The sequence below is a fragment of the Actinomadura sp. CNU-125 genome, from assembly GCF_001942465.1.
GTDB lineage: Bacteria > Actinomycetota > Actinomycetes > Streptosporangiales > Streptosporangiaceae > Spirillospora.
Genome location: NZ_MKJY01000017.1, coordinates 1 through 26,902 on the forward strand (window position 1 = coordinate 1; position 26,902 = coordinate 26,902).

27 protein-coding genes, 1 tRNA gene, 4 pseudogenes and 1 riboswitch are annotated in these 26,902 nt (G+C 71.6%); of the genes and pseudogenes, 22 read left to right on the forward strand and 10 right to left on the reverse strand.

Going from position 1 to position 26,902, the window contains the following annotated elements:
• The 11 genes and pseudogenes from BJF79_RS02600 to BJF79_RS52715 all read left to right on the forward strand — a co-directional run.
• Positions 1–1,813, forward strand: a 1,813-nt coding sequence (locus BJF79_RS02600) for an alpha/beta fold hydrolase (protein ID WP_075894817.1), incomplete at its 5' end; no start/stop codon positions are given.
• 5 nt (positions 1,814–1,818) lie between these two features.
• On the forward strand, positions 1,819–1,974 hold the full coding sequence (locus tag BJF79_RS55055) for a VenA family class IV lanthipeptide (RefSeq protein WP_187356949.1): 156 nt from the start codon (positions 1,819–1,821) through the stop codon (positions 1,972–1,974).
• Positions 1,975–2,124: 150 nt separating this feature from the next.
• On the forward strand, positions 2,125–3,048 hold the full coding sequence (locus BJF79_RS50420; RefSeq protein WP_083733110.1) for an ABC transporter transmembrane domain-containing protein: 924 nt from the start codon (positions 2,125–2,127) through the stop codon (positions 3,046–3,048).
• Entirely contained in the window at positions 3,000–3,659 is a 660-nt protein-coding gene (locus tag BJF79_RS50425) for an ATP-binding cassette domain-containing protein (RefSeq protein WP_083733111.1), read from the forward strand. Before BJF79_RS50420 ends, BJF79_RS50425 begins: the two co-directional genes overlap by 49 nt.
• 2 nt (positions 3,660–3,661) lie before the next feature.
• Positions 3,662–3,847: a hypothetical protein gene (locus BJF79_RS50430; protein WP_083733112.1), complete on the forward strand. Its 186-nt coding sequence runs from the start codon at positions 3,662–3,664 to the stop codon at positions 3,845–3,847.
• Complete coding sequence (locus BJF79_RS02610; protein ID WP_075894818.1) at positions 3,844–5,547, forward strand: ATP-binding cassette domain-containing protein; 1,704 nt, start codon at positions 3,844–3,846, stop codon at positions 5,545–5,547. The genes BJF79_RS50430 and BJF79_RS02610 overlap by 4 nt, the downstream gene beginning before the upstream one ends.
• 142 nt (positions 5,548–5,689) lie before the next feature.
• Positions 5,690–6,711 (forward strand): annotated as a pseudogene (locus BJF79_RS02615) (zinc-dependent alcohol dehydrogenase family protein).
• Between the two features lie 107 nt (positions 6,712–6,818).
• The gene (locus tag BJF79_RS02620) at positions 6,819–7,835 is read left to right on the forward strand and encodes an AraC family transcriptional regulator (RefSeq protein WP_262401433.1); all 1,017 of its coding nucleotides are present in this window, start codon (positions 6,819–6,821) and stop codon (positions 7,833–7,835) included.
• A gap of 70 nt (positions 7,836–7,905) precedes the next feature.
• Positions 7,906–9,462, forward strand: a complete 1,557-nt coding sequence (locus tag BJF79_RS02625) for an MFS transporter (RefSeq protein ID WP_075894820.1) — start codon at positions 7,906–7,908, stop codon at positions 9,460–9,462.
• A gap of 29 nt (positions 9,463–9,491) precedes the next feature.
• A complete protein-coding gene (locus BJF79_RS02630; RefSeq protein ID WP_075894821.1) occupies positions 9,492–10,349 on the forward strand; it encodes a polysaccharide deacetylase family protein in 858 nt (285 codons plus the stop codon).
• Positions 10,350–10,976: 627 nt separating this feature from the next.
• Positions 10,977–11,516, forward strand: coding sequence for a hypothetical protein (locus BJF79_RS52715; RefSeq protein WP_143219649.1), 540 nt, complete (start codon positions 10,977–10,979; stop codon positions 11,514–11,516).
• A gap of 566 nt (positions 11,517–12,082) precedes the next feature.
• On the opposite strand, the gene BJF79_RS02645 is transcribed toward BJF79_RS52715, so the two are convergent.
• On the reverse strand, positions 12,083–12,430 hold the full coding sequence (locus BJF79_RS02645; protein WP_075894822.1) for a hypothetical protein: 348 nt from the start codon (positions 12,428–12,430) through the stop codon (positions 12,083–12,085).
• Between the two features lie 395 nt (positions 12,431–12,825).
• Between BJF79_RS02645 and BJF79_RS02650 the strand changes: the two genes are divergently transcribed.
• A complete protein-coding gene (locus BJF79_RS02650) occupies positions 12,826–13,383 on the forward strand; it encodes a tyrosine-type recombinase/integrase (protein ID WP_410050029.1) in 558 nt (185 codons plus the stop codon).
• A 273-nt stretch (positions 13,384–13,656) separates the two neighbouring features.
• Here the strand turns inward: BJF79_RS02650 and BJF79_RS66390 are convergent, their stop codons facing one another.
• From BJF79_RS66390 to BJF79_RS02675, 5 genes and pseudogenes are all read right to left on the reverse strand, one after another.
• Positions 13,657–13,905 (reverse strand): integrase core domain-containing protein, encoded by a 249-nt coding sequence (locus BJF79_RS66390; RefSeq protein ID WP_075894824.1) that lies wholly within the window; start codon positions 13,903–13,905, stop codon positions 13,657–13,659.
• On the reverse strand, positions 13,890–14,153 hold the full coding sequence (locus BJF79_RS02660) for a DDE-type integrase/transposase/recombinase (protein WP_075894825.1): 264 nt from the start codon (positions 14,151–14,153) through the stop codon (positions 13,890–13,892). The genes BJF79_RS66390 and BJF79_RS02660 overlap by 16 nt, the downstream gene beginning before the upstream one ends.
• Positions 14,154–14,198: 45 nt before the next feature.
• Positions 14,199–14,692 (reverse strand): annotated as a pseudogene (locus BJF79_RS66395) (transposase).
• Between the two features lie 12 nt (positions 14,693–14,704).
• Positions 14,705–14,893, reverse strand: coding sequence for a transposase (locus tag BJF79_RS66400; protein WP_410050030.1), 189 nt, complete (start codon positions 14,891–14,893; stop codon positions 14,705–14,707).
• 286 nt (positions 14,894–15,179) lie between these two features.
• Positions 15,180–15,614, reverse strand: coding sequence for an Rrf2 family transcriptional regulator (locus tag BJF79_RS02675; RefSeq protein ID WP_075894827.1), 435 nt, complete (start codon positions 15,612–15,614; stop codon positions 15,180–15,182).
• A 123-nt stretch (positions 15,615–15,737) separates the two neighbouring features.
• Between BJF79_RS02675 and BJF79_RS02680 the strand changes: the two genes are divergently transcribed.
• Positions 15,738–16,493 (forward strand): SDR family NAD(P)-dependent oxidoreductase, encoded by a 756-nt coding sequence (locus BJF79_RS02680; RefSeq protein ID WP_075894828.1) that lies wholly within the window; start codon positions 15,738–15,740, stop codon positions 16,491–16,493.
• Positions 16,494–16,668: 175 nt separating this feature from the next.
• Here BJF79_RS02680 and BJF79_RS02685 read toward each other — a convergent pair whose 3' ends face one another.
• From BJF79_RS02685 to BJF79_RS56985, 3 genes are all read right to left on the reverse strand, one after another.
• Positions 16,669–17,115, reverse strand: coding sequence for a dihydrofolate reductase family protein (locus BJF79_RS02685; RefSeq protein ID WP_262401434.1), 447 nt, complete (start codon positions 17,113–17,115; stop codon positions 16,669–16,671).
• 479 nt (positions 17,116–17,594) lie between these two features.
• Positions 17,595–17,906, reverse strand: coding sequence for a hypothetical protein (locus tag BJF79_RS02690; RefSeq protein ID WP_075894829.1), 312 nt, complete (start codon positions 17,904–17,906; stop codon positions 17,595–17,597).
• A 71-nt stretch (positions 17,907–17,977) separates the two neighbouring features.
• The gene (locus BJF79_RS56985; RefSeq protein WP_075894830.1) at positions 17,978–18,238 is read right to left on the reverse strand and encodes a hypothetical protein; all 261 of its coding nucleotides are present in this window, start codon (positions 18,236–18,238) and stop codon (positions 17,978–17,980) included.
• A 270-nt stretch (positions 18,239–18,508) separates the two neighbouring features.
• Here BJF79_RS56985 and BJF79_RS58195 point away from each other — a divergent pair, with 270 nt between their 5' ends.
• Positions 18,509–18,799, forward strand: a complete 291-nt coding sequence (locus BJF79_RS58195; RefSeq protein ID WP_075894831.1) for a tyrosine-type recombinase/integrase — start codon at positions 18,509–18,511, stop codon at positions 18,797–18,799.
• 102 nt (positions 18,800–18,901) lie between these two features.
• Here BJF79_RS58195 and BJF79_RS02705 read toward each other — a convergent pair.
• A tRNA-Pro gene (locus BJF79_RS02705) sits at positions 18,902–18,975 on the reverse strand.
• 398 nt (positions 18,976–19,373) lie between these two features.
• On the opposite strand from BJF79_RS02705, the gene BJF79_RS02710 reads away from it, so the two are divergent.
• From BJF79_RS02710 to BJF79_RS58210, 8 genes and pseudogenes are all read left to right on the forward strand, one after another.
• Complete coding sequence (locus BJF79_RS02710) at positions 19,374–19,601, forward strand: hypothetical protein (protein ID WP_075894832.1); 228 nt, start codon at positions 19,374–19,376, stop codon at positions 19,599–19,601.
• Entirely contained in the window at positions 19,565–21,160 is a 1,596-nt protein-coding gene (locus BJF79_RS02715; RefSeq protein ID WP_075894833.1) for a SpoIIE family protein phosphatase, read from the forward strand. Before BJF79_RS02710 ends, BJF79_RS02715 begins: the two co-directional genes overlap by 37 nt.
• Before the next feature lie 438 nt (positions 21,161–21,598).
• Positions 21,599–21,755: riboswitch (cyclic di-AMP (ydaO/yuaA leader) on the forward strand.
• A 43-nt stretch (positions 21,756–21,798) separates the two neighbouring features.
• Entirely contained in the window at positions 21,799–22,584 is a 786-nt protein-coding gene (locus tag BJF79_RS52725; RefSeq protein ID WP_262401435.1) for a CHAP domain-containing protein, read from the forward strand.
• Positions 22,585–22,747: 163 nt separating this feature from the next.
• Positions 22,748–23,968: a glycosyltransferase family 2 protein gene (locus BJF79_RS58200; protein WP_262401436.1), complete on the forward strand. Its 1,221-nt coding sequence runs from the start codon at positions 22,748–22,750 to the stop codon at positions 23,966–23,968.
• Between the two features lie 224 nt (positions 23,969–24,192).
• A pseudogene (locus BJF79_RS66405) lies at positions 24,193–24,825 on the forward strand (CDP-glycerol glycerophosphotransferase family protein); the annotation flags it as partial.
• A 47-nt stretch (positions 24,826–24,872) separates the two neighbouring features.
• Positions 24,873–26,009 carry a CDP-glycerol glycerophosphotransferase family protein gene (locus BJF79_RS66410; protein ID WP_410050031.1) on the forward strand — a complete coding sequence of 379 codons (1,137 nt, stop codon included), beginning with the start codon at positions 24,873–24,875 and terminating at the stop codon, positions 26,007–26,009.
• Between the two features lie 197 nt (positions 26,010–26,206).
• A pseudogene (locus BJF79_RS66415) lies at positions 26,207–26,685 on the forward strand (glycosyltransferase); the annotation flags it as partial.
• A gap of 29 nt (positions 26,686–26,714) precedes the next feature.
• Positions 26,715–26,902 (forward strand): hypothetical protein (locus BJF79_RS58210; RefSeq protein ID WP_262401438.1); only part of this gene is annotated, 188 nt, incomplete at its 3' end.

A 26,902-nucleotide genomic window follows, 5' to 3' on the forward strand; every position in this document is an offset into this window, starting at 1 on the left:
CCTCCCCGCCGTCCCGTCCCGGTTCGGGTTCGCGTTCTCGGCCGACGGCAGGTGGGCCGCCTGCCTGAGCACCGTCCGGGACCGCGTGACGCTGGAGCGCTGGGCCCTCACCGGCGACGCGCGTCCGGCGGGCGGTCGACGCGGGCGCGCGCCCGTCGACCGGTTCAGCCGTCCGGTCCCGCTGGACGACGGCCGCGACCTGGTGGCGCGGCCCGCGGTCGGCGCCGACGGGACGCCCGCGGGGCACGGAACGGTGATCGCGGTGCGCCCCGGCGGCGACGGGACGGACGTCCGGTCGTGGCGGATCGCGCCGATGCTCGCCGGATACCCGCTGGCCGGCCCGGGAACGCCGCAGACCCTGGTCCTCGTGACGGTGGAGGACGAGCGGCACTCCCGCATCTGGGTCCTGCCGGACGCAGCGGCGCCGCCCGAACCGGTGCTGCGGATCCCCGGCGTGCTGTCCGGCGGCGTCTGGCTCGACGACGGGCGCACGCTGGCGCTCGACCACACCGGCGCCGGGCACCGGACGGACGGGATCGCCGTCGACCTGCGGGAACGCGCCTGGCGCCGGATCTGGACGGTGTCCGGCACGACGACCGACCGGATCGTCGCCTGCGACCGGCGGTCGGCGAGCCTGGCCGTGACCACCACCGGACCCGGGGACGGCGGCCCCATGATCGGCCTGTGGTCGCCCGGCGGCGGCCGCGTGCGCTTCCCCGACGCCCTCAACCGGCCCGCCCGCGCCCGCACCCCGCTGGCGTTCGACGGCGGCGGGCGCCTGCTGGTCTGCGAGGACGCCGGCGCCACGTCCCGTCTGCTGATCCACGACCCGGCGGACGACCGCGCCGAACCGGTGCCCGGGCCGCCCGGCGTCCTGTCGCCGCCCGCCTCCTGGACCGGCGGGCGGATCCACCTGCGCTTCTCGGCGCCGCACCGCCCGCCGACGCTGGCGACGGCGCACCGCACCGGCTGGTCGTTCGCGCGCCGCCCGTCCGGCACCGGGACGGGCTGGGCGGGCGCCGACCTCGTCGAACTGCCGGGCCCGGCGGGGCCCGTCGAGGCGATCGTCTACGGCGGCGCCCGCTGGCACGAGAGCGACCGGGTGGTCCTCGCGCTGCACGGCGGCCCGCTGTCGGCGTGGCGGCTGGAGTTCGACCCGCTCTTCCAGCATCTCGCCGCCGCGGGCATCGCCGTCGTCGCCCCCAACCAGCGCGGCAGCACCGGCTACGGCGAACGCCACCTGCGGGCGGTCGTCGGCGACTGGGGCGGGCCCGACCTCGACGACGTCGTGCACCTGGGCCGCGGCATCGCCGACCGGCGGCGCGCCGTCACCGGAGCGCCGCACCCGATCCTGCTCGGCGTCAGCTACGGCGCCTGGCTGGCGCTGCTGGCGGCCTGCCGCGCACCGGACCTGTGGACGGCGTGCGCCGCGCTGGCCCCGTTCACCTCCGCCGCGAGCCTGCACCGCGACGCGCGCCGCCCCGGTCCGCGACCGGGTGGCGCGGCTGCATCGGCCGGGCGGCACCGGACGGGACGCGCGGCGCGACGTCCTGGCCGTGTGCGGCGCGCTCACCGCGCCGCTGCTCGTGGCGCACGGCACCCGGGACGAGATCGTCCCGGTCGGCCAGTCGCGGGCGCTGCGGCGGCGCCTCCTCGAACTCGGCAGGACCGAAGGGCCCGACTTCGAGTACCTCGAAGTCGACGGCGACCACACCGCGGTCGTCCAGGCATGGCCCGAGGACCTGCGGACGACTGTGGTCCGCTTCTGCCTCGACGCGGGGCGGACCTTGGCATCGACGAGGAAAGGAGGTGAAACAGATGGACATCTTCGACGGTGACCTGGTCGCGGAGCTGCAGGACCTGCCCGAGACCGACCCGATCGAGATCGACGGCATCCAGCTCGGCGGCACGTGCACGTGCGCCGGTCTGCTGACGCTGCTGAACACCGTGTGCGTCGGCATCTCCTGCGCGTGAGGCCGATCACCCTGACACGGTCCGGACATAGAGCTTGACCCCGGCCCGTAGACACCGGTCACGGATCGGTCGGACGACCCGGCCGATCCGTGACCGGACCCACCGCTCACTGTAACCAATGCCCGCCGGAAGGGAAGGGAGCCGACCCGCGTGGTCCGGACCGAACCCCCCGGCCCCGCCGTCCTGCGCGCCGGGGGCGGGCGGCTGCTGCGCGCCTCGGTCCGCCGCACCCGCGCGTCGATGTGCCTGCTGGCGCTCTGCACGCTGCTGCGCGTCCTGGCGACCCTGGCGACACCGATCATGCTCGCCCGCGCGGTCGACGCCGTCCACACCGGCGGCCCCCTCGGCTCCGCCCTGACCGGCCTCGCGGCCGTCCTCGCCGTCGCCGCCCTCGCCGACGCCGGGGAGGACCTCGCGGGCGCCTACTGCGGCAGCCGCATCACCGCGTGGCTCCGGCACCGGCTGGTCGACCGGGTCCTCGAACTCGGGGTCCCCGGCCGCCGCCGCTTCCCCACCGGAGACGTGCTCGCGCGGCTCACCGAGAGCGCGAGCGGCCCCGCCGCGTTCCCCGTCCAGCTCATGGCGGTCGCGGCGACCCTGGCGACGACCGCGGGCGCCGTGGTCGCGCTGGCCCTCATCGACTGGACGCTCGCGCTGGCGTTCGCGCTCGGCGTGCCGCCCGCCGTCGTGGTGCTGCGCGTCTTCGTCGCCCGCGCGAGCGCCCCGTTCGCGGACTACCAGCGCCACCAGGCGGCGGTCTCCACCCGGCTGCTGGACGCCCACCGGGGCATCCGGACGATCCGCGCCGGCGGAACCGCGGAACGCGAGGCCGCCCGGATCCTGGCGCCGCTCCCGCGGCTGCGCGAGGCCGGACACCGCACCTGGGCCGCGCAGGGCCGGGCGAGCCGCCGGATGTCGGCGCTGGCGCCGCTGCTGCAGGTCCTGGTCGTCACGTCGCCGGGCTGCGGCTCGGCGCCGGCGCCATCACCCCCGGCCAGCTCGTCGCCGCCGCGTCCTACACCGCCATGGCGGTCGGCGCCGCCGCGCTCTTCGACACCTTCGTCGCACTGCTGAACTGCGAGGTCGGCGCGGGGCGGGTCCAGGAGGTGCTCGACACCGCCCCGGCCGTCGCACCGCCCCCGCGTCCGGTCGCGCTGCCGGACGGCCCCGGACTGCTCGGCATCCGGGACGCGACCGTCCGGATCGGCGACCGCACGGTCCTCGACCGGCTCGACCTCACGGTCCCCGCCGGGGCCGCCGTCGCCGTCGTGGGCGCGTCCGGAACCGGCAAGAGCGTGCTGGTGTCGCTGGTCGGGCGGCTCCTCGACCCGCAGGAGGGACGCGTCGAACTCGACGGCGTCCCGGTCACCGCCGTCGCGCCGCCCGAACTGCGCCGCGCCGTCGCCTACGCCTTCGACGTCCCGGCCCTGCTCGGCGCGACCGTCCACGACCTGATCGCCTACGCCCGGCCCGAGGCCACCCGCGCCGACGTGCGCCGGGCCGCCCGGACGGCCGCCGCCGACGACTTCGTCCGGGCGCTGCCGGACGGGTACGACACCCCGCTCGACCGGGCGCCGCTGTCGGGCGGCGAACTGCAACGCCTCGGGCTCGCCCGGGCGGCGCTGACGCCCGGATCGTCGTCCTCGACGACGCCACCAGCAGCCTCGACACCGCGACGGAACTGAAGGTGACCCGGGCGCTCCGGCGCCTCCTGGCCCGGCGCACCAGCCTTGTGGTGGCGCGCCGCCCCGCCACCGCGGCCCGCGCCGACCTGGTCGCCTGGCTCGACGGCGGCCGGATCCGCGCGCTCGCCCCCCACGCCGAACTGTGGCGCGACCCCGCGTACCGGGCCGTCTTCGCCGCCGACGCATGAGGGTCCCGCCCGCGGCCCGGCTGCTGCGCCGCCACCTGCGCGGACGGGGACCGGCGCTGCGCCGCCTCGCCGCCTGGTCCGTCCTCGAAGGCGTGCCGGTGCTCGCCGCGGGCCTCCTGCTCGCCCGCGCCCTCGACGACGGGTTCCTCGCCGGGCGTCCCGGGGTCGGCCTGGCCTGGCTCGCGGCCCTCGCGGCGCTGTACCTGTGCGGCGCCGAGGCGACCCGGCGCGTCTACCCGCAGCTCGCCGCGACCGTCGAGCCGCTCCGCGACTCCCTGGTCACCGACGTCGTCACCGCCTCACTGCACCGGACCGACGGCCCGGCGGGCGCGGGCGTCTCGCAGGTCACCGAGCAGGCCGAGGCCGTCCGGGCGCTGCTCGGCACCGCGCTGCGCAACGTCCGGCAGCTGCTCGCCGCCGGGCTCGCCGCCCTGATCGGGCTCGCGCTGCTCTCCCCGCCGCTCGCCCTCGCCATCGCCCTGTCGGTCGCCCTCGCCCTCGGCGTGTTCGCCGCGTTCCTGGGCGTCCAGGTCCGCCGGTACCGGGCCGTCGTGCGGCACGCCGAACGGATCGGCGAAGCCGGCGCCGCCGTCGTCGAAGGCGTGCGCGACGTCGTCGCGTGCGCCGCCGAGGACCGCGCGGCCCGCACCGTCGCCGCGCCCATCGACGCGCAGGCCGCGGCGCTGCGCGCGTTCGCCCGCTCCCGTCTCGTCCGGCTCCCGGTGCTGGTGCTCGGCGTGCACCTGCCGCTGCTCGCGCTGCTCGCGCTGTCGCCCGGTCTCATCGACGGCGGACACCTCACGACGGGGGAGGTGGCGGGCGCGGCCGGATACCTCATCACCGGGCTGCAACCCGGGATCGTCCTGCTGGTCGACGCGGGCGGCACCCTGCTGCTCAGCCTCGCGGTGATCCTCGGCCGGCTCGCCGAGATCTCCGCGGGCCCCGCCCGGACGGTACGAGCCCGGCCCTCGCCCGTCCCCGCCTCGTCCGACATCGAACTCGACCATGTCACGTTCGCCTACTCGCCCCGCGCCGCGCCCGTCCTCGCCGACCTGAGCCTGCACGTCCCCGAGGGCACCCACCTCGCCGTCGTCGGCCCGAGCGGCACGGGGAAGTCGACGCTCGCGAACGTCCTCGCCGGCCTCGTCCGTCCGCAGCGGGGCACGGTCGCCCTCGGCAAGGTGCCGCTGCCCGACCTGGACCCGGCACGGCTCCGCGACGCCGTGACGCTCATCCCGCAGGAGAGCTACGTCTTCGCCGGAACCGTGCGGGAGAACCTCGCCTACCTGCGCCCCGGCGCCACCGCCGCGCAACTCGACGAGGCCGTCGGCGCGATCGGCCTGGACGAGACGCTGCGCCGGCTCGGCGGCCTCGACGCCGACGTCCCGCCCGGCGGCGGGCCGCTGTCCCACGGGGAACGCCAGCTCATCACCCTCGCCCGCGCCTACCTGTCCGCCGCGCCGGTCGTCGTCCTCGACGAGGCGACCTGCCACCTGCATCCCGCCGCGGAGGCCCGCGCCGAGGAGGCGCTGGCGGCCCGCGGCGGGACGCTCATCGTCATCGCCCACCGGATCAGCTCCGCGCAGCGGGCCCACCGGGTCCTCCTCATGGACGCCTCGGGCCCGATCGTCGGGACGCACCGCACGCTGCTGGACCTCAGCCCCCTCTACGCCGAACTCGTCGGCCACTGGCGGTCCTGACGCGCCGTGGGCGCGGACCGGCGGCGAGCCGGAGCACCGCAGACGCGGGACGGACGCGGGCGGCGGGGTAGGGCCCTTGAGCCGGCCGCCGAGTGGGAGAAGCCCATGGAAATCTTCGGCAACGAAAGAAAGGGAACCGGCCATGCGTGGAGCTGTTCTGTACGCCCCGGGCGACCTCCGTGTCGAGGAGCGTGACGATCCGGCGATCATCGAGTCGACGACGCGATCATCCGCGTCGCGGCGACGTGCGTCTGCGGGTCCGATCTGTGGCCGTATCGGGGCGTGGAAAAACTGGACGGCCCGGCTCCGATGGGGCACGAGTACGTCGGGACCGTCGAGGAGGTCGGCGCCGACGTCCGGACGATCCGGCCCGGCCGGTTCGTGATCGGCTCGTTCTGGGCGTCCGACGGCACCTGCGAGCTGTGCCGGGCGGGTTACCAGAGCTCGTGCGTGCACCGCGTGCTGATGGGCTCGATCGGGACGCAGTCCGAACTCGCCCGCATCCCGCTGGCCGACGGCACGCTGGTCGCGACCCCGGAGCGCCCCCGGCGGACCTGGTGCCGAGCCTGCTGGCCGCGTCCGACGTGCTCGGCACCGGCTGGTTCGGCGCCGTCGCGGCGGACGTCGCGCCCGGCAAGACCGTCGCGGTCGTCGGGGACGGCGCCGTCGGCCTGTGCCGGGGTGCTCGCCGCCCGGCGGCTCGGCGCCGAACGGATCGTCGCCATGAGCCGCCACGCGCCGCGCCAGGAACTCGCCCGCCGGTTCGGCGCCACCGACATCGTCACCGAACGCGGCGCCGACGGCGTCGCGGAGATCAAGGACATGACCGGCGGGCTCGGCGCGCACAGCGTCATCGAGGCGGTCGGTACCTCCGAGTCGATGCTCCAGGCGATCCGCTCCACCCGGCCCGGCGGTCACGTCGGGTTCGTCGGCGTCTCCCACGACGTCCGGCTGCCGGTCGAGGAGCTGTTCTTCTCCCAGGTCCACCTGCACGGCGGCCCGGCACCGGTCCGCCGGTTCCTGCCCGAGCTGATCGAGTTGATCTGGAACCGCGAGATCGACCCCGGCGCGGTCTTCGACCTCGCCCTCCCGCTGGAGGAGGCCGCCGAGGGATACCGGGCCATGGACGAACGCCGAGCCATCAAGACGCTGCTCAACCCGTGAGGCCCTCGCCGGCGCCCGTGCGAGACGGTGTGGACAGGCGGTCGAGCCCGGACAAAGGCTCTCATGCGAAACTGGGCGCTCGGAGAGCGCGAACAGGGATGGACCGGATGTTGCACGGCGTCTCGCCGCATCTCACGCGAATGCTGCTCGAAGCGGGGCGGCGGTCGGGCGTGCACCGGTCACGGTTCACCCACATCCCCGGCCTGACCGTTATGGACGAGGAGCGCGTCCGGATCCCCACGGCGACACTCCTGCGCGTGTGGGAGGCGATCTCCGGGGCGATGACGGAGGCGGGCGGCGGAGCGCGGGCGATGGAACTGTGGCGTCCCGGCCGGCTCGGCGTGTGGGACTACCTGTTCACCGCCGCCGACACCCTCGACGACGCACTGCACGCCTGCGGCCGCCACTTCGCGGCCATCGCCGACCCCGCCGACACGCTCGGCGTCACCCGCGACGGCGCGGGCGTCACGGTCACTTGGCACGGGCCGTACCAGGAGCATCCGTCTTTCCCGCTGATCGCGGAGTTCGTGCCGGCCATGCTGCTCGGCGTGGCGGGCTCGGCCGCCGGACGCCGGTTCGTGCCCGTCCGGGTGCGGCTGCCCCACCGCGCGCCGCCCCGGTACGACCTGCTGGCCGAGGTGTACGGCACCCGGCGGATCGAGTTCGAGGCGGGTCCACCGGCGGTGACGTTCTCGGACGCCGACGCCCGTGCGCCGTTCCCGCGGGCGGACCCGGCCCTCGCGGCGATCCTGGACGAGCATGCGCGGATCACGGTCGCCACCGCGCGTCCGGTCCTGGACTGGCTCGGCCGGTTCCACCTCGCGCTGGAGGCCGCGGTCGAGGCGGGACCGCCCGAACTGGGCGACGTGGCGCACCGACTGGCCATGGGGCCGCGCACGCTGCAACGCCGCCTGAGCGACGAAGGCACGAGCTGGCGGGACGAACTGGAACGTTTCCGGCGGCAGCGGGTCGAGCACCTGCTGCGGGAGACGTCGATGACGCTGGAAGCGATCTCCGCACGCTCCGGATACTCCGATCCGCGCGCGCTGCGCCGGGCCGTCCACCGATGGTACGGCCACGGTCCGGCCGCGCTCCGGACGTCGTCGCGCGCCGGCCGAACCTGACGCGTTCGGTCCCCTCGGCGACGTCCGCGGTCCTCCCGGCGGCCCCCACCCCGCTCCTACCGTCCCAGGCATGGACGAACGACATGACAAGCCCCCGGCCAGGGCCGGCGCGCGGCAGTGGCTGGGGCTCGCGGTGCTGCTGCTGCCGACCATGCTGCTCACCGCCGACCTCGGGGTGCTGTGGCTGGCGACGCCGGACCTCACCGCCGACCTGCGGCCGAGCGGAACCGAGTTCCTCTGGATCACCGACGTCTACGGGTTCATGACCGCCGGATTCCTGGTGGTCATGGGCACCCTGGGGGACCGGGTCGGACGCCGCCGGCTGCTGCTGGCCGGGGCCGCGCTCTACCTGCTGGTGGAGTTCCTGATGCTGACCGCCGCGGCGGTGCGCAGCCCGGAACTGCTCATCGGTGCCCGCGCCCTGCTCGGCGTCGCCGGAGCGGCGATCCTGCCGTCCACGCTGTCGTTGATCAGCGCCATGTTCACCGACCCGGGGCAGCGGACCCGGGCGATCTCGCTGTGGTCCACCGCGCTGGCGCTCGGCGTCGGGCTGGGGCCGGTCTTCGGCGGGCTGCTGCTGTCGCGGCTGTGGTGGGGGTGGGTGTTCCTGCTGGGCGCACCGGTCATGGTCGTGGTGCTCGCCGCGGGACGATCGGTGCTGCCCGAGTTCCGGGACGGCTCGGCCGGGCGGCTGGACGTGCCGAGCGTCCTGCTGTTCCTGCTGGGCGTCCTGCCGGTCGTCTACGCGATCAAGCGGATCGCCGAACACGGCTGGGACGCGCCCGTCGCCGCCGTCGGCGTCGCCGGAGTCGTGTTCGGCTGGTCGTTCGTCCGGCGGCAGCGGCGGCTCGCGGCCCCGCTGCTGGATCTTCGGCTGTTCGCCGACCGCACGTTCTCCGCCGCGCTGGCGATCCTGTTCCTCGGCATGATGGCGCTCAACAGCGTCGAGTACCTGGTCCCGCCCTTCCTGCAGATGGTCGGCGGGCTGTCGCCGATGGCGGGCGGACTCTGGCTGCTGCCCTCGGCCGCCGCGTTCCTGCTCGGCTCCCAGCTCACCCCGCCGCTGGTCCGGCGCGCCGGCCCCGCCCGCGTGCTGGTGGCCGGGACTTTGGTCTCCCTGGTCGGCTACGTCCTGGCGGCGCAGGCGGCGGGCCCGGTCGCCGCCGCCGCGGCGATCACGGTCATCATGCTCGGCGTCGGCCCGATCAGTGTGCTCGGCACGGACCTCGCGGTCGCCGCCGCGCCCGCCGAGAAGGCGGGTTCGGCCGCGGCGGCGGGGCAGACGGCGTACGACCTGGGCCTGGCCATGGGCATCGCGATCACCGGCAGCGTCGCCACGGCCGTCTACCGGGACCGGATCGTCGTCCCGGCCGGGACCGAGGAAGCGGCGCGCGAAACCCTCGGCGGCGCGATCTCGGCGGCCGAGAACCTTCCCGCACCGCTCGCCCGCCGGCTGACCGACGCGGCCCAGGACGCGTTCGTCTCCGGCTTCCACGTCGCCGCGACGGTCGCCGCCGCGCTGGCGGCGGTCGTCATCGTCATCGCCCTCACGGCGCTGCGGCGAAGCAAGGGCGATCCCCGTCCCGAAGCCCCGGACCGCGCCGAAACGGCTCCGGCCGTCCATTGACCTCGATCCGACGAAGGAGAAGAACGACGATGGAGAACGACCTCTTCGACTACGACCCGATCGTCGGACGAAAGCCGATCCGATGGCCCGGCGACGCACGCGTCGCGTTCTACGTGGGATTGAACGTCGAGCATTTCCTCGTCGACCGTCCCTCCACGAGCCTCAACGAGGCGACGGCGGCCCTGACGCCCGATCCGCTGAACTACGGCTGGCGCGACTACGGGCCCCGCGTGGGCGTCTGGCGGCTGACGGAGATCTTCGACCGTCACGGGATCAGGCCCAGCGTCCTGCTCAACTCCGACGTCGCCCACCGTTACCCGCAGATCATCGAGGCGGGACGGGAACGGGACTGGGCCTGGCTCGCGCACGGCAGGAACAACTCCCTCCTGCAGACCGGCATGTCCGCCGACGAGGAGCGCGCCGTCCTCACCGAAGTCGTCGGCACCATCGAGACCGCCACCGGCCGCCGTCCCCGGGGCTGGCTCGGCCCGGCGCTGACCGAGACGTTCCAGACCCCGGCGCTTCTGGCCGACCTCGGCGTGAACTACCTGCTGGACTGGACCAACGACGACCAGCCGTACAGCCTGAACATCCCCGGAATGCTGAGCGTGCCGTACTCCCTCGAACTGAACGACCTGTGCCTCTTCACCATGAACGGCTTCACGGGGCCCGAGTTCCTCCAAGCCGTCACCGACCAGTTCGACCGGCTCTACGCCGACTCCGCCGACAGCGGGCGCGTCATGGCCCTGGCCCTCCACCCGTTCGTCACCGGCCAGCCTTTCCGGGCCGGATACCTGGACCGGGCCCTGGAGTACATCGCAGGCCACCCCCACGTCTGGCTGACCACCAGCGACGAGATCGCCGAGCACTACCTAGCGACGACATGACCGACCGGCCAGAGTCCGCTGCGTAGTTCCATTAGCCCCAGGCGAGTTCGAAGCCGGCCGAACCAGACCAACACCGAAGCCGCCCCGGCGGCATCGTTGATCCGGCCAAGGTAACGCGCACATCGGGCGCAGACGAGCCGACGCTGTTCCGGCGATCACCGCCACGGCGGTGATCGCCGGAATGCCCGTCCGCTAACGAGCGGCCAACGAACGAAGAAGGCCGGCCCTCCGCGAGGAGAACCGGCCTGTGCCCTATCGGGACGGCGGGATTCGAACCCGCGCCCCCAGGCACACCAGCCCAGTCGATCAAGGTCCATCGAAGTCGACGAGGGAGCCACTCACCTGCGGAAACGACCTGGAGGATTCATAGTGTGTCCGAGCCGTTCTGACCACGGTGGCTCCCCAATTGGCTCCCCTCGGGGCGACAAAGACGTTCTGGCGAACAGAGACGAAACGATCAAGGAAATCACTCGTCCTGCAGATTATTATCGCATCTCATCCACCGGAGCACCCATCGAGATCAAGCCATGCCCCCATGGCCAACCGAAGCCAAGCGTCTCATGGGGCGAGAACCTCGGAAGATCCGGGAACCAGGGGCTTGTTGCTCGCGTCGAAGGGAGCAAGGGAATGCTGAACATCCTGGAGGGCGACACGATGAACGCAGAATCCATCACTGCTACGTGCGCGGTGGTCGTAGCCGTCGCCTCCCTGGTAATTTCGTTCGCGGAGCATCGGGCGAATAGGAAACATAACCAAAATTCCATCCGCCCTCTGCTGCAGATCAATCGCGTTAAAAGATATCGCAGTACAGAAGCCGGACTGAAGCTAAAGAATTGCGGCCTCGGGCCGGCGATGATTGTCGAGTCAATCGTCAAGCTGGATGGAGAAATATTGGGCGGATGGGACGTCGATACTTTCGAAAGGGTAGAGAATTCCACCTCCGGCAGAATTGAGATCATGACTACTTTGGGGGCGGATCGAATACTTCAATTCGGGCAAGAAGTATTTATTTTGGGAATGTATGACTTCGATGACGGAGATCACGCTTGGTTCTGGGAGCTTGTCACCAGAAGACTTAGTTTCGAGATTCGGTATGAATCGATTTACGGCGGTGAGTCGTTTACGGCTCGTCTGGAGGAGTGGAATCCGCGCTCTGGTCGTATTTAGTGTGATTTGCCAGAATTTCGTCTGCTTAAGAGTGTGTCTCGCACGGTAAGTTTGGCGAGCTTCGTATAGCAGGTGATGGTGGCGGCGTGGGCGACGATGGCGGTAAAAGGTGTCCGTGGCGTTTGCAGTGGACGGTCGGGCGCCGGTAGCCGAACAGCCTGGCCAGCGTTCGTTCGGTCTTCCAGCAGTGGCGTCGAAGCCGTTCGTAGGAATCGATGCCTGGGCGTGTGATGTGCGGCACGGTGCCCCGTCCGCGCAGCCAGGCCAAATGCTCAGGGAGTGGCATGTCTTGTCGGCATCGGCCTTGACCGGCCGCTGCGGGGGCCACGCCTTGACCGGATCGTCGGCAATGCCATGAGGATGACCGTGAAATGCGTGAACCGCTGGGGGACCGGCTGTCTTTATGTGTCAACGGCTGGGGTGTCGTTTCTTTTCAAGGAGTCTAGTCGATGGGCAAGTTCGCGGCGGGCAAAGGGGTCGCCGGGGGCGTTGCAGATGTGAATGCCGATGGCGCAGGGGTCGCGGACGCGCATGAGGGCCTCGTAGTCGGGCCATTCGCTGAGGTCCTAGCCGTAGGCGTTGGTGAAGTCGTCGACGTCGGCGGGGGAGAGGCCAAAGCGTCGTTGTCCGTGGTGGCTGTGGACGGGTTCCCATTCGCGGGGGCCAATGGCGACGCTGTCCCAGTCACCCAGCACTATGTGGCCCACTTGGTGGCGCATGAGGTTGTCGATCCGTGTGCCCCCGTGAACGAGGGGGAGTGGGGCGGTGAACGGCGGCGTGTGCCATGCGTCGGTCATGGCGGCGATGCGCTCGCGGAGCCATTCCAGTTCGGTGGTGTCGAGGAGACCGGGGTGGTGCTGGACGGTTGCTCGGATGCTGGCCAGCGGGTCGGTGAGCTGCGAGATGGTCGTCAACTATCGGGGGCCTCGCCCGCAAGCACGTCATCCCGCTGATCGGCAAGGCCAAGCTCAAGGACCTGCGCGCCGATAAAATGGACGAGTGATTCGACGGGCTCGCCCGGCTCACTGTCCACCCGGAGTCTGCGGCTCGTGCACGCGATCCTCAGCGGGCCCTCCGGCAGGCGCAGGGACGGGCCACTGGCATGCAGAACGTGGCCGAACTGGTCAAGACCCCCAAGGGGACGGCCGGACGCTCCAGCCGGGCTCTCACTTTCGAGTAGGCCCGCGCCGTCCTGGAGGCGTCCAAATCATCGCGGTTGCACGCGTATGTGGCGGTCAGCCTCCTGACCGGCATCCGTACAGAAGAAGGCCGGGCGATGCACTGGGCCACGTCGCCGCCTGGGAGGAGGATGACGGTGAGTGGCAGCCGGTCGCTCAAGCGGGCTTCGAATACAAGATGCTCGCCATCTACGTGTGGCGGTCCGTGCGTGCACACGCTGACACCAAGATCGAGAAGTCGAGCCGGACGGTGGAACTCCCCGGACAGGCTGTGGAAGCTTTTGCGCAGGCACCATGCCCGCCAGGCCAAGGAGAAGCTCAAGGCGGGGGAGGAGTGGCAGGACAGTGGTCGGTGTTCTGCTCGACGACCGGGGGAGGCCGCTGGACGCCGCGAACGTTCGACGGGCGTTCCGGCTCATCAGCAGGAAGGGGGGATCGGGGAGACCTGGTCGCCGCGGGAGCTGCGGCCCTCGTTTGTCTCGATCACGAGTGAGAGCGGGCTGCCCATCGAGGCGATCGCGGACTTGTGCGGGCACTCGTCTCCGAGCGTGACCGGGGAGATCTACCGGCATCAGCTGAGGCCGGTCATCACCAGAGGCGCTCAGGTTGGCGACTCGGTGTTCGGGTCCAGGGAAGTCAGCGTAGGTCGGGTGAGGGTGGCTCCCCTTTTGGCTCCCCGTCGGCCTTGAAGATCGAAAAAGGGGGTTGCGTCCACCGAGGTGGTGTATGAGTTTGACCAGGTCAAGTGGCATGGCGTTGTGACGTGAGGCGCCACCGCGTGATCCTTCGAGATGGATGATCAAGAAGAAGGGGACAACGCGATGGCCGTGGACAACAGTGTGGACCCCGCCGAGTGGATTGCCGAGCAGATCGGGGCGTGTGAGCCCGATGTGTTGCGGTCGATGGTCAAGACGATGGCCGAAGCGCTCATGAGCGCGGAGCGACGCGGTCTGCGGGGCTGGCTACGGACAGTGCTCCGTAGACGGCGTCGGCCTCGGCCGACTTAAGCGCTTCAGCCATCCTCTTGACCATCGTGAACGGTGGTAGCTGGTCTCGTACTCGATGGGTGGGACGTCGCCAATCGCGGTGTGGAGCCGGCGATGGTTGTACCAGCTGACCCATTCGGCTATGGATTCGACTTGGTCGCAGCTCCGCCAGGTGCGGGGATGGATCAGTTCGGTCCTGGAGGTGGCATTCAGCGCCTCGGCCATCGCATTGTCATAGGAGTCGGCGACCGAGCGGTGACGCCCAAGTCGGCCAGCCGGGTGGTGTAGCGGGAACTGACATATTGGCAGCCCCCGTCGGAATGATGAAGGGGGGCGCTGGGCAGCACCGGCCGCTGGCGGCCGCGATGCCACAGCGCCATCTCCAGAACGTCCAAGGGCAGGTGGGTGCGCAGGTGGTCGGCCAGTTGCCAGCCCACGATGCGGCGGGAGAAGGCGTCCAGCACGAATGCCACGTAACCCCATCCCTCTCAGGTGCGCACATAGAGCTCGTAACACGATCATGGGCGGGCCTTCTTGAGGCGTCTCCAGCAGATGAGGCCACAGGCCAACCAGACGAAGGCATCGTGGAGTTCGATTCGGCGTTCCCAACGGACAGCAAGGCGTTTGAATTGGTGGAGCAGGGCGAAGGTCTGCTCGACCACGTAGCGGAGCTTGCCCAAGCCCTTGTTGTTCGGGGCGCCCTTGCGGGAGATGACCGGCAAGATCCGCCGCTTGCGCAACTCTCGGCGGTTGGGGTTGGATCGTAGCCCTTGTCACCGAGGAGCGAGTCGGGGCGGCGGGGCGGGCGCCCGCGCCGTCCGGTCGCGGGCGGGATGCCGTCGACCGGGGCGAGGGTCTGGGGGACGTCGTTGACGTTGGCCGCGGTGGTGATGACCTTGAGCGGGGTGTCGCGTCCGTCGCAGATCAGGTGGTGCTTGCTACCCGTCGGTCGACCGGCGACGGGCCAGTGTCGGCGCCCCCTTTTTTTCGCGCGGATGTGGGAGCCGTCCACGCACGCACGGGATCAGTCGAGTTCGCCGGCCGCCTTCAACTCGACGAGTAGGATGCGGTGCAGTTGGTCGAAGACCCCGGCCTGCTGCCACCGCTCCAGGCACCGCCAACAGGTCTGCCCGGGATCGAATTCCAGCTCCAGTGGCAGGAGTTGCCAGGCTATGTCGTTGTGCAGGACGTACAGGATGCCCTGCAGACACAACCGGTCCGCCAGCGGCCCGTGGGCCCGGCGCCTTATCCGGCCAGGGCAGCAGCGGCTCGATCAGGGCCCACACGTCGTCGTCCACGATCCATGGCCGGATGCTCACATCCTCCCGAACGGCGGAATCGTCACATCGGCCACGCCGGACCACGGCGAACAAGATCAAGTTACGAGCTCGTAGGACACGGTCTGATACTGCAACGGTCTTCGGCGTGACTGGTTGCCAGGCTGTTCGCTGGCCTGGACTTAGATCGGATCTTGGTGACGTCAGGACGCAACGGGGAGGTTAGCGAGGTGCCGCGAGTACGTCCTGGAGTACGTTCGCGAGCGTGACGCGGGCCAGCTCGTGTCTCACGGTCTCCTCGATGCCCTCGTAGATGCTCTGCATTGCCGGCTGGATGCCGTGACCCACCACACATCCCTGGTCTGGGGTGGTGCGGTGCATTGCGAACAGTGGCCCGGGTTCCACTGCCTCGTACACGTCGAGCAGGGTCATCGACTCCAGCTCGCGTGCCAGCGACCAGCCCGCGCCCACGCCCCGCCGGGACTCCACAAGCCCGGCCCTGCGCAGCTCGCCGAGCAGCCGTCTGATCACCACGGGGTTGGTGTTCGCGCTGGTCGCGATCTGCTCGGAGGTGGCGACCTCATGGCCCTGGCGCTGGTAGAGGCCGATCCAGGCCAGCGCGTGGGCGGCGATGGTCAGCCTGCTGTTGGCGCTCATGGGCTCCTCCTCTCGGCCACAACGCTCCATGCTACGGCAGTCGTAACAGTGAAGGTTGCAACATGTTGTCGTAACAATTAACGTTGCGACTGCCGGAAAGGATCAATCAGCGAGGTGAGAAGAATGAGCAAGCCACTCACGGGCAAGGTCGCCCTGGTCACCGGGGGATCGCGCGGACTGGGAGCCGCGACCGTACGGCTGCTGGCCGAGCAGGGCGCCCACGTCGCCTTCACCTACGTCAGTTCCGAGAAACAGGCGCAGGCCGTCGTCGACGAGGTGCACGGCAAGGGAGCGAAGGCCATCGCCTTCAAGTCCGACCAGGCGCACACGAGCCGGGCACCGGCGCTGATCAACGACGTGGTCGCGCACTTCGGCGGCCTGGACATCCTCGTCAACAACGCGGCGATCTCGGTGGAGCAGGGCCGCACGGTGGACGACCCGGACGCCGACACCGCCGCACTGGACCGGATGCACGCCACCAACTACCTCGGCGTGATCGCCGTCATCCGGGCCGCCTCCCGAGTGCTGCGCACGGGTGGCCGCATCATCACGGTGAGTTCCGGACTGGGCTCCCGGGTCGGCGTCCCGGGCGTTGCCGACTACTCTGCGACCAAGTCAGGCATCGAGAGGTACACCATGGGGGTCGCACGGGACCTCGGGCCCCGCGACATCACGGCCAACGTCGTCGAAGCCGGGCTGATGGACAGCGGCATGCAACCGCCGGACCCCGACACCCTCAAGGCCCTGCTCAGCTCGCTGGCCCTGCAACGCATGGGGCACCCCGACGAAATCGCCGCGGCGATCGCCTTCCTGGCGAGCCCCGCCGCGTCGTACGTCACGGGCGCGGTGCTGGACGCCCACGGCGGCTACAACGCCTGAACCCGAACCCCTGCCGCGCGCCCCGAAGGACATCGCTTCTTCGGGGCGCACACCGCCAACGACCCGCGTGTGCGTGGACGCGCCTCAAGAAGCCCGGATTGCCGAGCAGATCGGGGCGTGTGAGCCCGATGTGTTGCGGTTATGGCGGCGGTCCGGACCGGTGGATGGGGCGGTGTCACGCAGGGGCGCCGAGCGGCGGGTGCTCGAGCACGCGGGGCTTGTATTCGACCAACTGGATGCGGCCGTCGAAGGTGCGGTGCTCGATCATTTCGAGGGCGACGTCCGGATAGCCGTCGTAGATGCGTTCTGCGCCCGTGGCGCGGGTGATCACCGGGAACATCACGACCCGGAAGCGGTCGACGAGTCCGGCTCGGAGCAGGGACCGGCACAGGCTGAGGCTGCCGATCGTGGTGAGGAGTCCCGAGCCGCTCGCCTTCATGCCGCGGACGGCCTCGACGGCGTCGCCGCGGACGAGCGTGCAGTTCGCCCACGTCAGCGGCTCCTCCAGTGTGGAGGAGAACACCACCTTGGGCGCTCGCGTGAGTTCGTCGACGGACGCCTCTTCTTCGGGTCTGAACTCGTCCTGGCCGTCCGGGACCTCACCGGCGGCGAAGCCCGACAAGTGCGGGCCGTCGGGACGGTGATCGGCAGCGACCTGGCGTTGCCTCGCCGCGCTCGCCGCCGCGGGGCAAGAAATGGAAAACATAATGATGTTGCCCTCGGACCGGGCGCGGTCCGGGGGCGGGGACTGGATCGGGCGCGATCCAGTGGAGGTGCCGTTGGCTGACGAAGAGGTAGGTAAGGCGGCAAGGCGGAACTCGAGGAGGCACAGCTCGCCGCGGCGTGATCGGGCTGTGTTCATCACCATGTCGGAGGAAGAGCACGCTGCCGTGAAGGCGGCAGCTGAGCGTGAGCATCTGGCGACCGCTGCGCGGCGCAGACTCAGCTGACCGCCGCGGCCGGTTCGACCCGCCCGGAGTACGTAAAGCTGAGAGAAGCTCTCGGCGACCTCATGTATGCGTCGGGGCAGGCCCACCGAATCGGGGTGAACCTGAACCAGGCTGTCGCGGCGCTGAACTCAGGTGAACCGGCCACGGAGCTTCACTGGTACGCCGAAGCGGCGGCGCAGGCGGTCCGCAGACTCGACGAGGTCGCTGTCCGGGACGACAGCGAACCGGCGAGCCCGTCTAGCCACTCGTCCACGTCATCGGCACACAGGTCCTTGAGCTTGACCTTGCCGATCAGCGGGATAACGTGCTTACCCGCCAAGGCTCCGGTAGTTGGCGACCGTGTCGCCGTCGAGCCCCTGAGCCCTTTGGCGAGCCAGTCCTCAATCGCTTCTCCCACGGTGTAGTTCGCCGGGCTCTTGACCCCCGTCTCCAGATCCATGACGGCCGCCTTGAGCCGGTCCACGAGACCTGGCTCTTGGTCTTGCCCTTCGCCGTCCGTCCCTCAACTCCACTGCAACAGAGTTCGCGGCTTCTCTACGGCGCAAGTTCAGGGCAGTCGGCGGCACATCTCCGGAGGCTGACCACCGCGTAGGCGTGCAGCCTCGACGACTGGGCCGCCTCCAGCACGGCCCGAGCCTGATCGAGCGTGAGCGCCCGACTCGGGCGTCCCGCCGTCCCCTTGGGGGTCTTGACCAACTCGGCCACGTTCCGCATGACCATGTCCCGCGCTTGGGCTTGCCGGATCGCACGCTTGAGGATCGCGTGCACCAGCCGCAGGCTCACCGGGATTCGCACCGAGGAAGCCCGAGCGATGCAGTGGGACCACGTCGTCGCCCAGGCCGGCGGTGGGGCGGGCTGGCGCCCGGTGACCGCGGTCGGGTTCGAACACGAGAAGTTCGCCATCTACGTCTGGCGGTCCGTGCGGGCCCACGGCGACACAAAGACCGAGAAGGCACGCCGGACGCTGGAACTGCCTGGGCAGGCCGCTGAGGCTCTGTGCAGGCCTCACGCTCGGCAGGCAGCGCAGCGGCCCGGGCGGGGGAAGAGTGACACGACCATGGTCTGGTGTTCTGCTCGACGACAGGGCGGCCCTTGGACGCCGCGAACGTGCGGCGGGCGTTCCGGCTCATCACGAGGAAGGCGGGGATTGGAGAGAGTTGGTCGCCGCGGGAACTGCGGCACTCGTTCGTCTCGATCATGAGTGACAGCGGGGTGCCGATCGAGGCGATCGCCGATCTGTGCGGGCACTCGTCGCCGGCGGTGACGGGGGAGGTGTACCGGCATCAGCTGCGGCCGGTCATCACCCGGGGTGCCGAGGTCGCGGACGCGGTGTTCGGGCCGGTGAAGTCGGCGTAGGTCGGGTGAGGGTGGCTCCCCTTTTGGCTCCCCATCGGGCTTGAAGATCGAAAAAGGGGCCTCGGATGATCTCCGAAGCCCCTCTGACCTGGTCTTACTCTGTCGGGACGGCGGGATTTGAACCCACGACCCCTTGACCCCCAGTCAAGTGCGCTGCCAAACTGCGCTACGTCCCGGTGCCCGCCTTGTGTGGCGGGCGTTGATTACTCTAGCGCAGTCTGCAGGCTGGTGCGTACCGGGAATTCGAGGGGCGGTGGGGTCGCCCGTCCCGGGGTGTGTGAGCTGGGTCACTCGGTGGGGTAGGGGATGGTCCGTGGACGGTCACCGGAAGTGGTGAAGTTCGGGCATCCAGGGAAAACCGGGTTAAAGATACGGGTAGGAGACCCGGAAAGGGACGAATACTCCTTCGCTGGCGTATGTAGCTTTTTTCTCTCGGGGCATGAAGCGCCGAATGGGGGAGTGGCTTGGCCGAAGCGGAGGGGGCGCGAGCGCCGGGGGTGCACGCGGCGGTGCCCGACCTTGAGGACCTGCGGGGGCCGCGCATGACCGCGCGATCCTGGCCGAGGCGCGGGTCGTGCTGGCGCGGCGGCTCGGGGTGCCGCCCGGGGAGGCGCTGCAGCACCTGATCTGGCTGGCGCGCGACCTGGACATGGAGCTCGCGGAGGCGGCGGCGCTGGTGGTCAAGGACGTCGGCGCCGGGACGGCGGAGGCGGTGGCGGCCGCGCGGCGGGCGCGCGGGCGGAGGTGTCGCGGACGGGCCGGGCCGTGGTGTCCGAGGCCGAGGACGTGCTGCGGCGGGTGACGGCCGAGGACACCGGGGGCGACCGGGAGATCCTGGAGGGGTTGCCGGACGATCCCGTGGCCCGGGGCGTGCTGGACGGGGCGTTGGATTCGGCGGCGCATCTGGTGCCGGTGCGAGGGCCGGAGGGGAACGTCGCGGATTTCCTGTACGCGGAGCTGAACGGGCAGGCGAAGGATCTGTTCGGGCGGGGTGCCGAGGAACTCCGGGGGTTGCGGCTTCTGCGAACGGATCCGGGGGCGGCCCTGACCGGGTTGTTCGAGGAGTACGTGGAGGTTCTCGGGGGCGGGGAGACGCTGGAGCGCGGGTCGATCATGTACACGACGGCGCAGAGCGGGCTGTCGCGGACGTCGCGGATGAGCGTCCGGTGCGTGCGGGTGCCGACCGGGGTGTGCGTGGTCTGGCGGTACCACAGTCGGGAGGATCGGCTGGCGCGGAGGCTGGAGCGGGTGGAACGGCTCGCGCAGCTGGGGTTCGGCGAGTGGGACCTGGTGACGGGCGAGGCGGAGTGGACGCCGCAGATGCTGGCGAACTACGGGCTGTCCCCGGACGAGGTGCCGCCGATGCCGCACGATCTGCCGAAGGTGGTGGCGGGCGACGATCTGCCGCTGGTGGAGGAGGCCCTGCAGACGCTGTTCTCGCGGCGGGAGCCGGTGGAGGCCGAGCACCGGGTCATCGGGGAGGACGGGCGCCCCAGGCATCTGTGGCTGTTCGCCGAGCCGGTGCTGGACGACGCGGGCCTGCCGGTGTCGGTGAACATCGTGTCGCAGGACATCACCCGGCGGCGGGGCGTGGAGCGGGCGCTGGCGGACACGCGGCGGCAGATGCTCAAGCAGCAGGCGCGGACGGCGCAGGAGCGGCGGGTCGCGGTGACGCTGCGGCGGGCGATCCTGCCGGACGAGGGGGAGGTGGAGCAGCTGCCGGGGGCGCGGATCGCGCTGCGCAGCCTGGCGGCGGAGAGCGCGGCCAGGATCGGCGGCGACTGGTTCGCGACGCGGGGGCTGCCGGACGGGCGGGGCCTGTTCGCGATCGGGGACGCGGCGGGGCACGGGCTGCCGGCGGCGGCGGCGATGGCGCGGACCCGCAACGGGCTGCTGGGCCTGGCGTTCACCGGGGAGCCCGCGGGGCGGTTGGTGGGCTGGTTGAACGAGCTGGTCGGGACGATGGATCCGCCCGCGACGGGCACGGCGATCGTGGGGCATTTCGATCCGCTCCGGGGCGTCATGGAGTGGACGTGCGCCGGGCATCCGCCGCCGATCCTCGTGCGGGACGGGCGGGCCGCGCCGCTCGAGGGCGTCCGGGATCCGATGCTCGGTGCGATGCCGGGGTGGGAGTACACGACGATCGAGACTCCGCTGGTGCGGGGCGACATGGTCTTCCTGTACACGGACGGTCTGGTGGAGCGGCGGGACGCGGATCTGGACGAGCGCATCGCGCGGCTCACGGTGATCCTGGAGGAGGGGGCGGGGCGTCCGGAGCCGGCGCTGGACGAGGTGCTGGCGCGGATGGAGCACGACCGGGCGGCGGACGACACGACGATGTTCGCGCTCCGGGTGGAGTGACCGACGCCGCCTCTGACCTGCGGGTTCGTTGTCGTGTGACTTGGCTCATGCGACGGGGCGGTCTGGGGACCGGTTCGACGGTTCCCGTCGTTGTTTCGTCGATCTAGGAATGCGGAGATCGGCGATGTGCGCAATGCCCTGTGCGGAGGGCGTTCCGGGAGCGTCGATAAAGATCGGGAAGAACGCTCCGCGGGTGGGTGTTGGCAAGGACTTGGAAGGCGCTTGACCAGGGAAAAGATCACTTTTGCCATGGTTTGCTTTCTTAGCGAAGGTTGGTACCTTCAACCCGAATCTCGCAGCGCGATCCACGCGTTGTACCGGCCGTGCCAGGGGCGCGGCCGCCGGTCGCGGAGCAATCCACGCACGCGACGCGCGCCATGCACGCGCGCCCCTCCAGAGCAGTCGCTCAGAGAAATCCGACAATCCAGCGCCGCACGCGCGGCGTGAAGGCCGAGTCCGCACAGGCCCGACAGGGGCCGCAGCGGAGCCGGGGACCCAAGTTCCAGGGGTGAATCGGCGCGTCCCGAGCGCGCCGTAGGGCTCTTCCATGCCCGAATCCGTCAGCTAACCCGGTAGGCGTCATGGGAGACAAGGAGATTCCCTGCATGACCGGTCGTTTCGATCGACTTAACGAGTCCGTGAAGCGCCTGAACCCCCAGTCCGCGGTCAAGCGGCTGGCCCCCGAACTCGCGATCAAGCGTTGGACCCCCGAGGACCGGGCCGTCGGCGTCGCCGTCGGCGCGGTGCTGGCCGGCGCGGTGGGGCTGTCGGTCTTCAGCCCCGTCGCCGGCGCGAGCGCGGCCACCGAGGCCGTGAGCGCGACCGCCGAGAAGGCCGCCGCGGTGACGCACACCGTCGAGAAGCCCGAGGCGACGTCGTCCGGGATGACCCTGGCCGAGGCGAAGGCCGAGGGCTGGAAGGTGCTGCCGCGCGCCGTCGAGGCGTCCGAGGTGATCGACCTGGCCAAGGAGCAGGTCGGCATCGAGGAAGAGGGCTCGGGCAACATGACCAAGTTCCACGACTGGTGGGTCTCGACCCCCCGCGCGGAGAGCGCCGCGAGCAGCGGCGGGTTCTCGGTGGACGCCTACAAGGGCGCCGCGTGGTGCGACATGTTCGTGTCCTGGCTCGGTTCGCAGACCGGCGTCAAGGGCATGGGCTGGGACGCCTACACCGTCTCGCACGCCAACTGGTTCAAGGACCAGGGCCGCTGGGGCGACGAGGCCAAGCCCGGTGCGATCGTGTTCTTCGACTGGGGCGCCGGTTCGGACGGCTCCATCGGCGACATCGACCACGTCGGGATCGTCGAGAAGGACAACGGCGACGGCACCGTCAGCACCATCGAGGGCAACAGCAACAACGCCGTCCAGGAGAGGACCCGCGACAAGGGTCAGATCGTCGGCTACGGCTACCCCGAGTACGCCTGATCCGCGGATCACGAAGGCGCCCGGCGCTCCGCCGGGCGCCTTCGGCGTGCCCGGACGAGGCGACGGTAATGCGAACCATTGACAGGCTTTGGCGCCGCTTGGACCTTGCCCGGCCGTTCCTGGAAAGGAATCCCTGGCACGCGAAGTAGCGGAGGGAAGGCCCATGCGGGTGCGGCCGGATGTCAGTGTGGTGGTGATCGCCTACAACGACGCGCGTCGGCTGCCGAGGGCGGTCGCCTCGACGCTGGCGCAGTCGCTGCGCGCGGTGGAGACGGTGATCGTGAACGACGCGAGCACCGATCGCACCGGGGACGTCGCGGAACGGCTCGCCGCCGCGCATCCGGGCCGGGTCCGGGCGGTGCACCTGCCGGTCAACTCCGGGGGGTGCGGCCGTCCCCGCAACACCGGGATCGACCGTTCGGACGGCCGGTTCGTGATGTTCCTCGACAGCGACGACCTGCTGGACCGGCACGCCTGCCTCAACCTCGTCGCGGCCGCCGAGGACACCGGCGCCGACCTCGTCTCCGGCCTGTGCACCCGGGTCTTCCTGAACCGGCCGCCGAACGCGCGGAACCGCACCCGCCCCTGGTACCCGCGGCTGTACGAGCGCAGCGCCGTCTACGGGTCCCTCGGCGAGAACCCCGATCTGCTCTACGACACGCTGTCGACGAACAAGGCGTACCGCAGGGAGTTCCTGGACGAGCACGGGCTGCGGTTCGTCGAGCGCCTCCACTACGAGGACCTGCTGTTCACCGCCGAGGCGTACCTGGCGGCGGAGCGCACCGCGCTGATCCCGCACCGCGTCTACAACTGGCTGGTCAAGGACGCGGCGTCGGGCCCGTCCATCTCCAACCGGCGGGCCGAACTGGCCAACTTCGCGGACCGGCTGGAGATCCACCGCCGCATCGACATGCTGTTCGCGCTGCGCGGCGCGCACGATCTCAAGCGGGCCAAGGACGTCAAGTTCCTCAACCACGATCTGGTGCTGTACCTGCGGGAACTGCGCGGCCGGGACCCCGGGCACCGGGCGCGATTCCTCGACCTGTCGGCCGGCTACCTCGCCGAGCTGGACCCGCGGGCGTTCGAGGACGCCAACCCGATGGCGGCGATCGCCGCGTACCTGGTCCGCGAGGGCGACCACGCGGCGGCGATCGCCGCGGCGGAGCACCGTCCCGGCCATCCCGAGCTGGGCGCGGCCCTGCTGGAGCGGGACGGCCGGGTGTTCTGGGGCGGCCGCCCGCCGCGCGGGGGGCTCGGCCGCCGCGTCTGGACGGTCACCGGGTTCGGGTTCCACCTGCGGCCGCTGCGGGAGCTGTGCCCGGGCAACACGGTGACGCGGCTGGAGGTCCGCGACGCTGCGCCCGCATGGCCGGGCACGTCCTGAACCCGCTGGGCCGGGTGCCGCCGGACGCCGAGCTGTCCGCGGTGCTGGTGTTCCGGGACCGCCGCGGGCGGGCCCCGGCGGCCCGGGTCGGGGCGGACGTCGAGCACCGCGGCGACCGGCTGGCCTGGCGGGCGGAGTTCGATCCGCAGCGGCGCGTCCGGCCGATCGGGTTCGTCGACCCGCTGTGGGACGTGCGGCTGCGCGTGACGGTGAACGGCGAGACGATGGTCACCCGGCCGGGCACCGGGACCGGCTCGCCCCCGCTGAACGACGTCGATCTTCCGGTGCGGCCCCGGCTGTCCCGCCTCGCCGGGGACGTGCTGCGCTCGCACGTGACCGCGTCCGGGCACCTGTCGTTCGTCCTGGACGCGCGCGGCCGCGGGGCGCGGCTCACCGGGGCGGCGTGCGCGGGCGCCGCGGGGACCCGGGCGGGCCGGGGCTCGTGGCGGCGGGCCCGGCGGCTGCACCGGTCCGCGCGCGGGGCGCTGGCCTCCCGCCGGACGAAGACCGCGGTGTTCAACCGGGTCCTGACGCGGCTGCCCGTCCGGCCCGGGCTGGCGGTGTTCGAGAGCCATCTCGGCCGGTCGTACTCCGACAACCCCAAGTACATCTACCGCGAGCTGCGCAGGTCCGGCCGCGCGGTGGACGCGGTGTGGTCCTACCGGACGTCGCCGGAGGGCTTCCCGGCCGACGCGCGGCTCGTCCGGCGCGGTTCGTGGGCGTACTACCGGGCGCTCGCGCGGGCGCGGTACTGGGTCGACAACCAGGGCTTCCCGGATGGTCTCCGCAAACGGCCCGAGACCACCTATGTCCAGACGTGGCATGGTTCGGCGGTCAAGCCGATGGGCCTGGACCAGCCGCGGCTCAAGGCCGCCCCCGCGGCGGAGCGGCGCGGCTCCGCCGGATGGTGGACCGCTACGACTGCTTCCTGGTGCGCTCCGACCACGACGTCCGCACCCTCTGCCCGGCCCTCGGCGTGCGCGCGCCGCTGCTGCCGTCCGGGTATCCCCGCAACGATCCGCTGGTCGCCGGGGCGGACGGCGACCCCGAGCTGGCCGCCGAGATCGCCGCGCTGCGCCGCTCGCTCGGCCTGGACCGGGACGGGCGCCGCGTGCTGCTGTACGCGCCGACGTTCGCGACCGGCCCCCGCGGCCGTCCCGTCCGGACGCTCGAACCGCCGATCGACCCGGACGTGTTCGCGCGCGAACTGGGAGACGAGTTCGTGCTGCTGCTGCGTCCGCACTACCTGTGCCGGGCGGACCTCCCGCCGTCCGCGCGGGCCTTCATGCGCGACGCGGGCGGCGTGCCGGACGTCACCCCGCTGCTGCTGCTCGCGGACGCGCTGATCACCGACCGCTCGTCGATCGTGTTCGACTTCGCGCTGCTGGACCGTCCGATCGTCCTGCACCTGCCGGACGACCCGTCCGACCGGGGCGGGGACCCCGGCGCCGGGTACGTCGACCTCGAACGGGACGCGCCCGGACCGATCACCCGGACGGCCGACGGGCTCGTCGCCGCGCTGGCCGGGCTGGACGCGGCGGAGGCGGTGCACGCTCCCCGGCGCGCGCGTTCGCCGCGCGGTTCGGTGAGCACGACCGCGGCACGGCGGCGCGGACGGTGGTGGAACGCTACTTCGCCGATCGGAGGCGGGCATGCTGAGGGGCGGGAACACCGGCGGCGGGGGCACCGGTGCGGGACGGGACGTCTTCATCGTCTGCAACAACGCCGACGACGTCGGGGGGCTCCAGCGGTGGGCCCACCACATGGTCGCGGCTGTTCGCGGCGCGCGGCGACCGCGTCACCCTCGTCGGGATCACCCGCGGGCCGGGCCCGGCCGCGCACGATCCGGCGGGCGCCTACCGGGTGGAGGCGCTGCACGACCGCTGGCGGCCGCCCGCCCTCGCCCACCGGCCGCGCTCGCCGCGCGACCGCCTGGACCTGGCCGCGCGGGGACGGGACGTGTGGCGTTCGGCCGCGCAGCGGCGCGGCGCCGCCCGGCTGTCGGAACTGTTCGCCGCCGCCCGCCCGGGGGCCGTCGTGATCGTCGCGCAGGTGTGGGCGATGGAGTGGGTGCGGCTCGCCGACACCTCGGGGCTGCGGGTCGTCGGGATGACGCACGAGTCGTACGAGGCCACGCGGCGCTCGTCCCGGCACGGCCGCGTCCGGGAGCACTACGCCCACGCCGACCGGCTGCTGGCGCTGACCGCCGAGGACGCCGACGCGTGGGCCCGCGCCGGGATGACCAACGCCGACCACATCCCGAACCCGCTGCACGTCGAGCCGGTCGTGTACCCGACGCTCGACCTCCCGGCCGTCGCCTGCGTGGGGCGCCTGTCGGACGAGAAGGGCGTCGACCTGCTGCTGGAGGCGTGGAAGCGGGCCCGGGAGCGGCGCCCCGGCTGGCGGCTGCACGTCTACGGCACCGGCCCGGACGAGGAGGCGCTGCGGCGTCGCGCCGCCGAGGCGGGCCTCGCGGGCTCGGTGGAGTTCCGCGGCGTGGTCGCCGACGTCGAGGACGCGCTCGTCGAGGTGTCGATCTTCGTGCTGCGTCGCGGGCCGAGGGTTTCCCGATGTCGGTGCTGGAGGCCATGGCCTACGGGCTGCCGACGGTGGCGTTCGACTGCGCGCCGGGGGTGCGCGCCCTGCTCGGGGACGCCGGTGCCGGGGACGCCGGGGTGCTCGTCCCGCCGGGCGGGACGGCGGCGTTCGCGGCGGCGCTCGGCCGGCTGATGGACGACGCCGAACTGTGCCGCGTGCTGGGTGCGCGAACGCGCGCGCGTCCGTCCGGCGGTTCCGGCCGGAGGCGGTGCTCGCCCGCTGGGACAAGCTGTTCGACCTGCTGCTCCGGGAGCTTCCGGCCGTCCCGGCGGGGGGAGCGCGCGGCGGCCGCGGACCCGGCGGAGCGGGCCGGACGGACGAAGCCGGTGCGGGCCC

Excerpts from the sequence above, each read along its gene's own strand:
- BJF79_RS55055 (WP_187356949.1), top strand. The coding sequence starts at position 1,819 with ATGGACATCTTCGACGGTGACCTGGTCGCGGAGCTGCAGGACCTGCCC.
- BJF79_RS50425 (WP_083733111.1), top strand. The coding sequence starts at position 3,000 with ATGGCGGTCGGCGCCGCCGCGCTCTTCGACACCTTCGTCGCACTGCTG.
- BJF79_RS02610 (WP_075894818.1), top strand. The coding sequence starts at position 3,844 with ATGAGGGTCCCGCCCGCGGCCCGGCTGCTGCGCCGCCACCTGCGCGGA.
- BJF79_RS02620 (WP_262401433.1), top strand. The coding sequence starts at position 6,819 with ATGTTGCACGGCGTCTCGCCGCATCTCACGCGAATGCTGCTCGAAGCG.
- BJF79_RS02625 (WP_075894820.1), top strand. The coding sequence starts at position 7,906 with ATGGACGAACGACATGACAAGCCCCCGGCCAGGGCCGGCGCGCGGCAG.
- BJF79_RS02630 (WP_075894821.1), top strand. The coding sequence starts at position 9,492 with ATGGAGAACGACCTCTTCGACTACGACCCGATCGTCGGACGAAAGCCG.
- BJF79_RS52715 (WP_143219649.1), top strand. The coding sequence starts at position 10,977 with ATGCTGAACATCCTGGAGGGCGACACGATGAACGCAGAATCCATCACT.
- BJF79_RS02650 (WP_410050029.1), top strand. The coding sequence starts at position 12,826 with ATGACGGTGAGTGGCAGCCGGTCGCTCAAGCGGGCTTCGAATACAAGA.
- BJF79_RS66390 (WP_075894824.1), bottom strand. The coding sequence starts at position 13,905 with ATGGCCGAGGCGCTGAATGCCACCTCCAGGACCGAACTGATCCATCCC.
- BJF79_RS02675 (WP_075894827.1), bottom strand. The coding sequence starts at position 15,614 with ATGAGCGCCAACAGCAGGCTGACCATCGCCGCCCACGCGCTGGCCTGG.
- BJF79_RS02680 (WP_075894828.1), top strand. The coding sequence starts at position 15,738 with ATGAGCAAGCCACTCACGGGCAAGGTCGCCCTGGTCACCGGGGGATCG.
- BJF79_RS58200 (WP_262401436.1), top strand. The coding sequence starts at position 22,748 with ATGCGGGTGCGGCCGGATGTCAGTGTGGTGGTGATCGCCTACAACGAC.
- BJF79_RS66410 (WP_410050031.1), top strand. The coding sequence starts at position 24,873 with ATGGTGGACCGCTACGACTGCTTCCTGGTGCGCTCCGACCACGACGTC.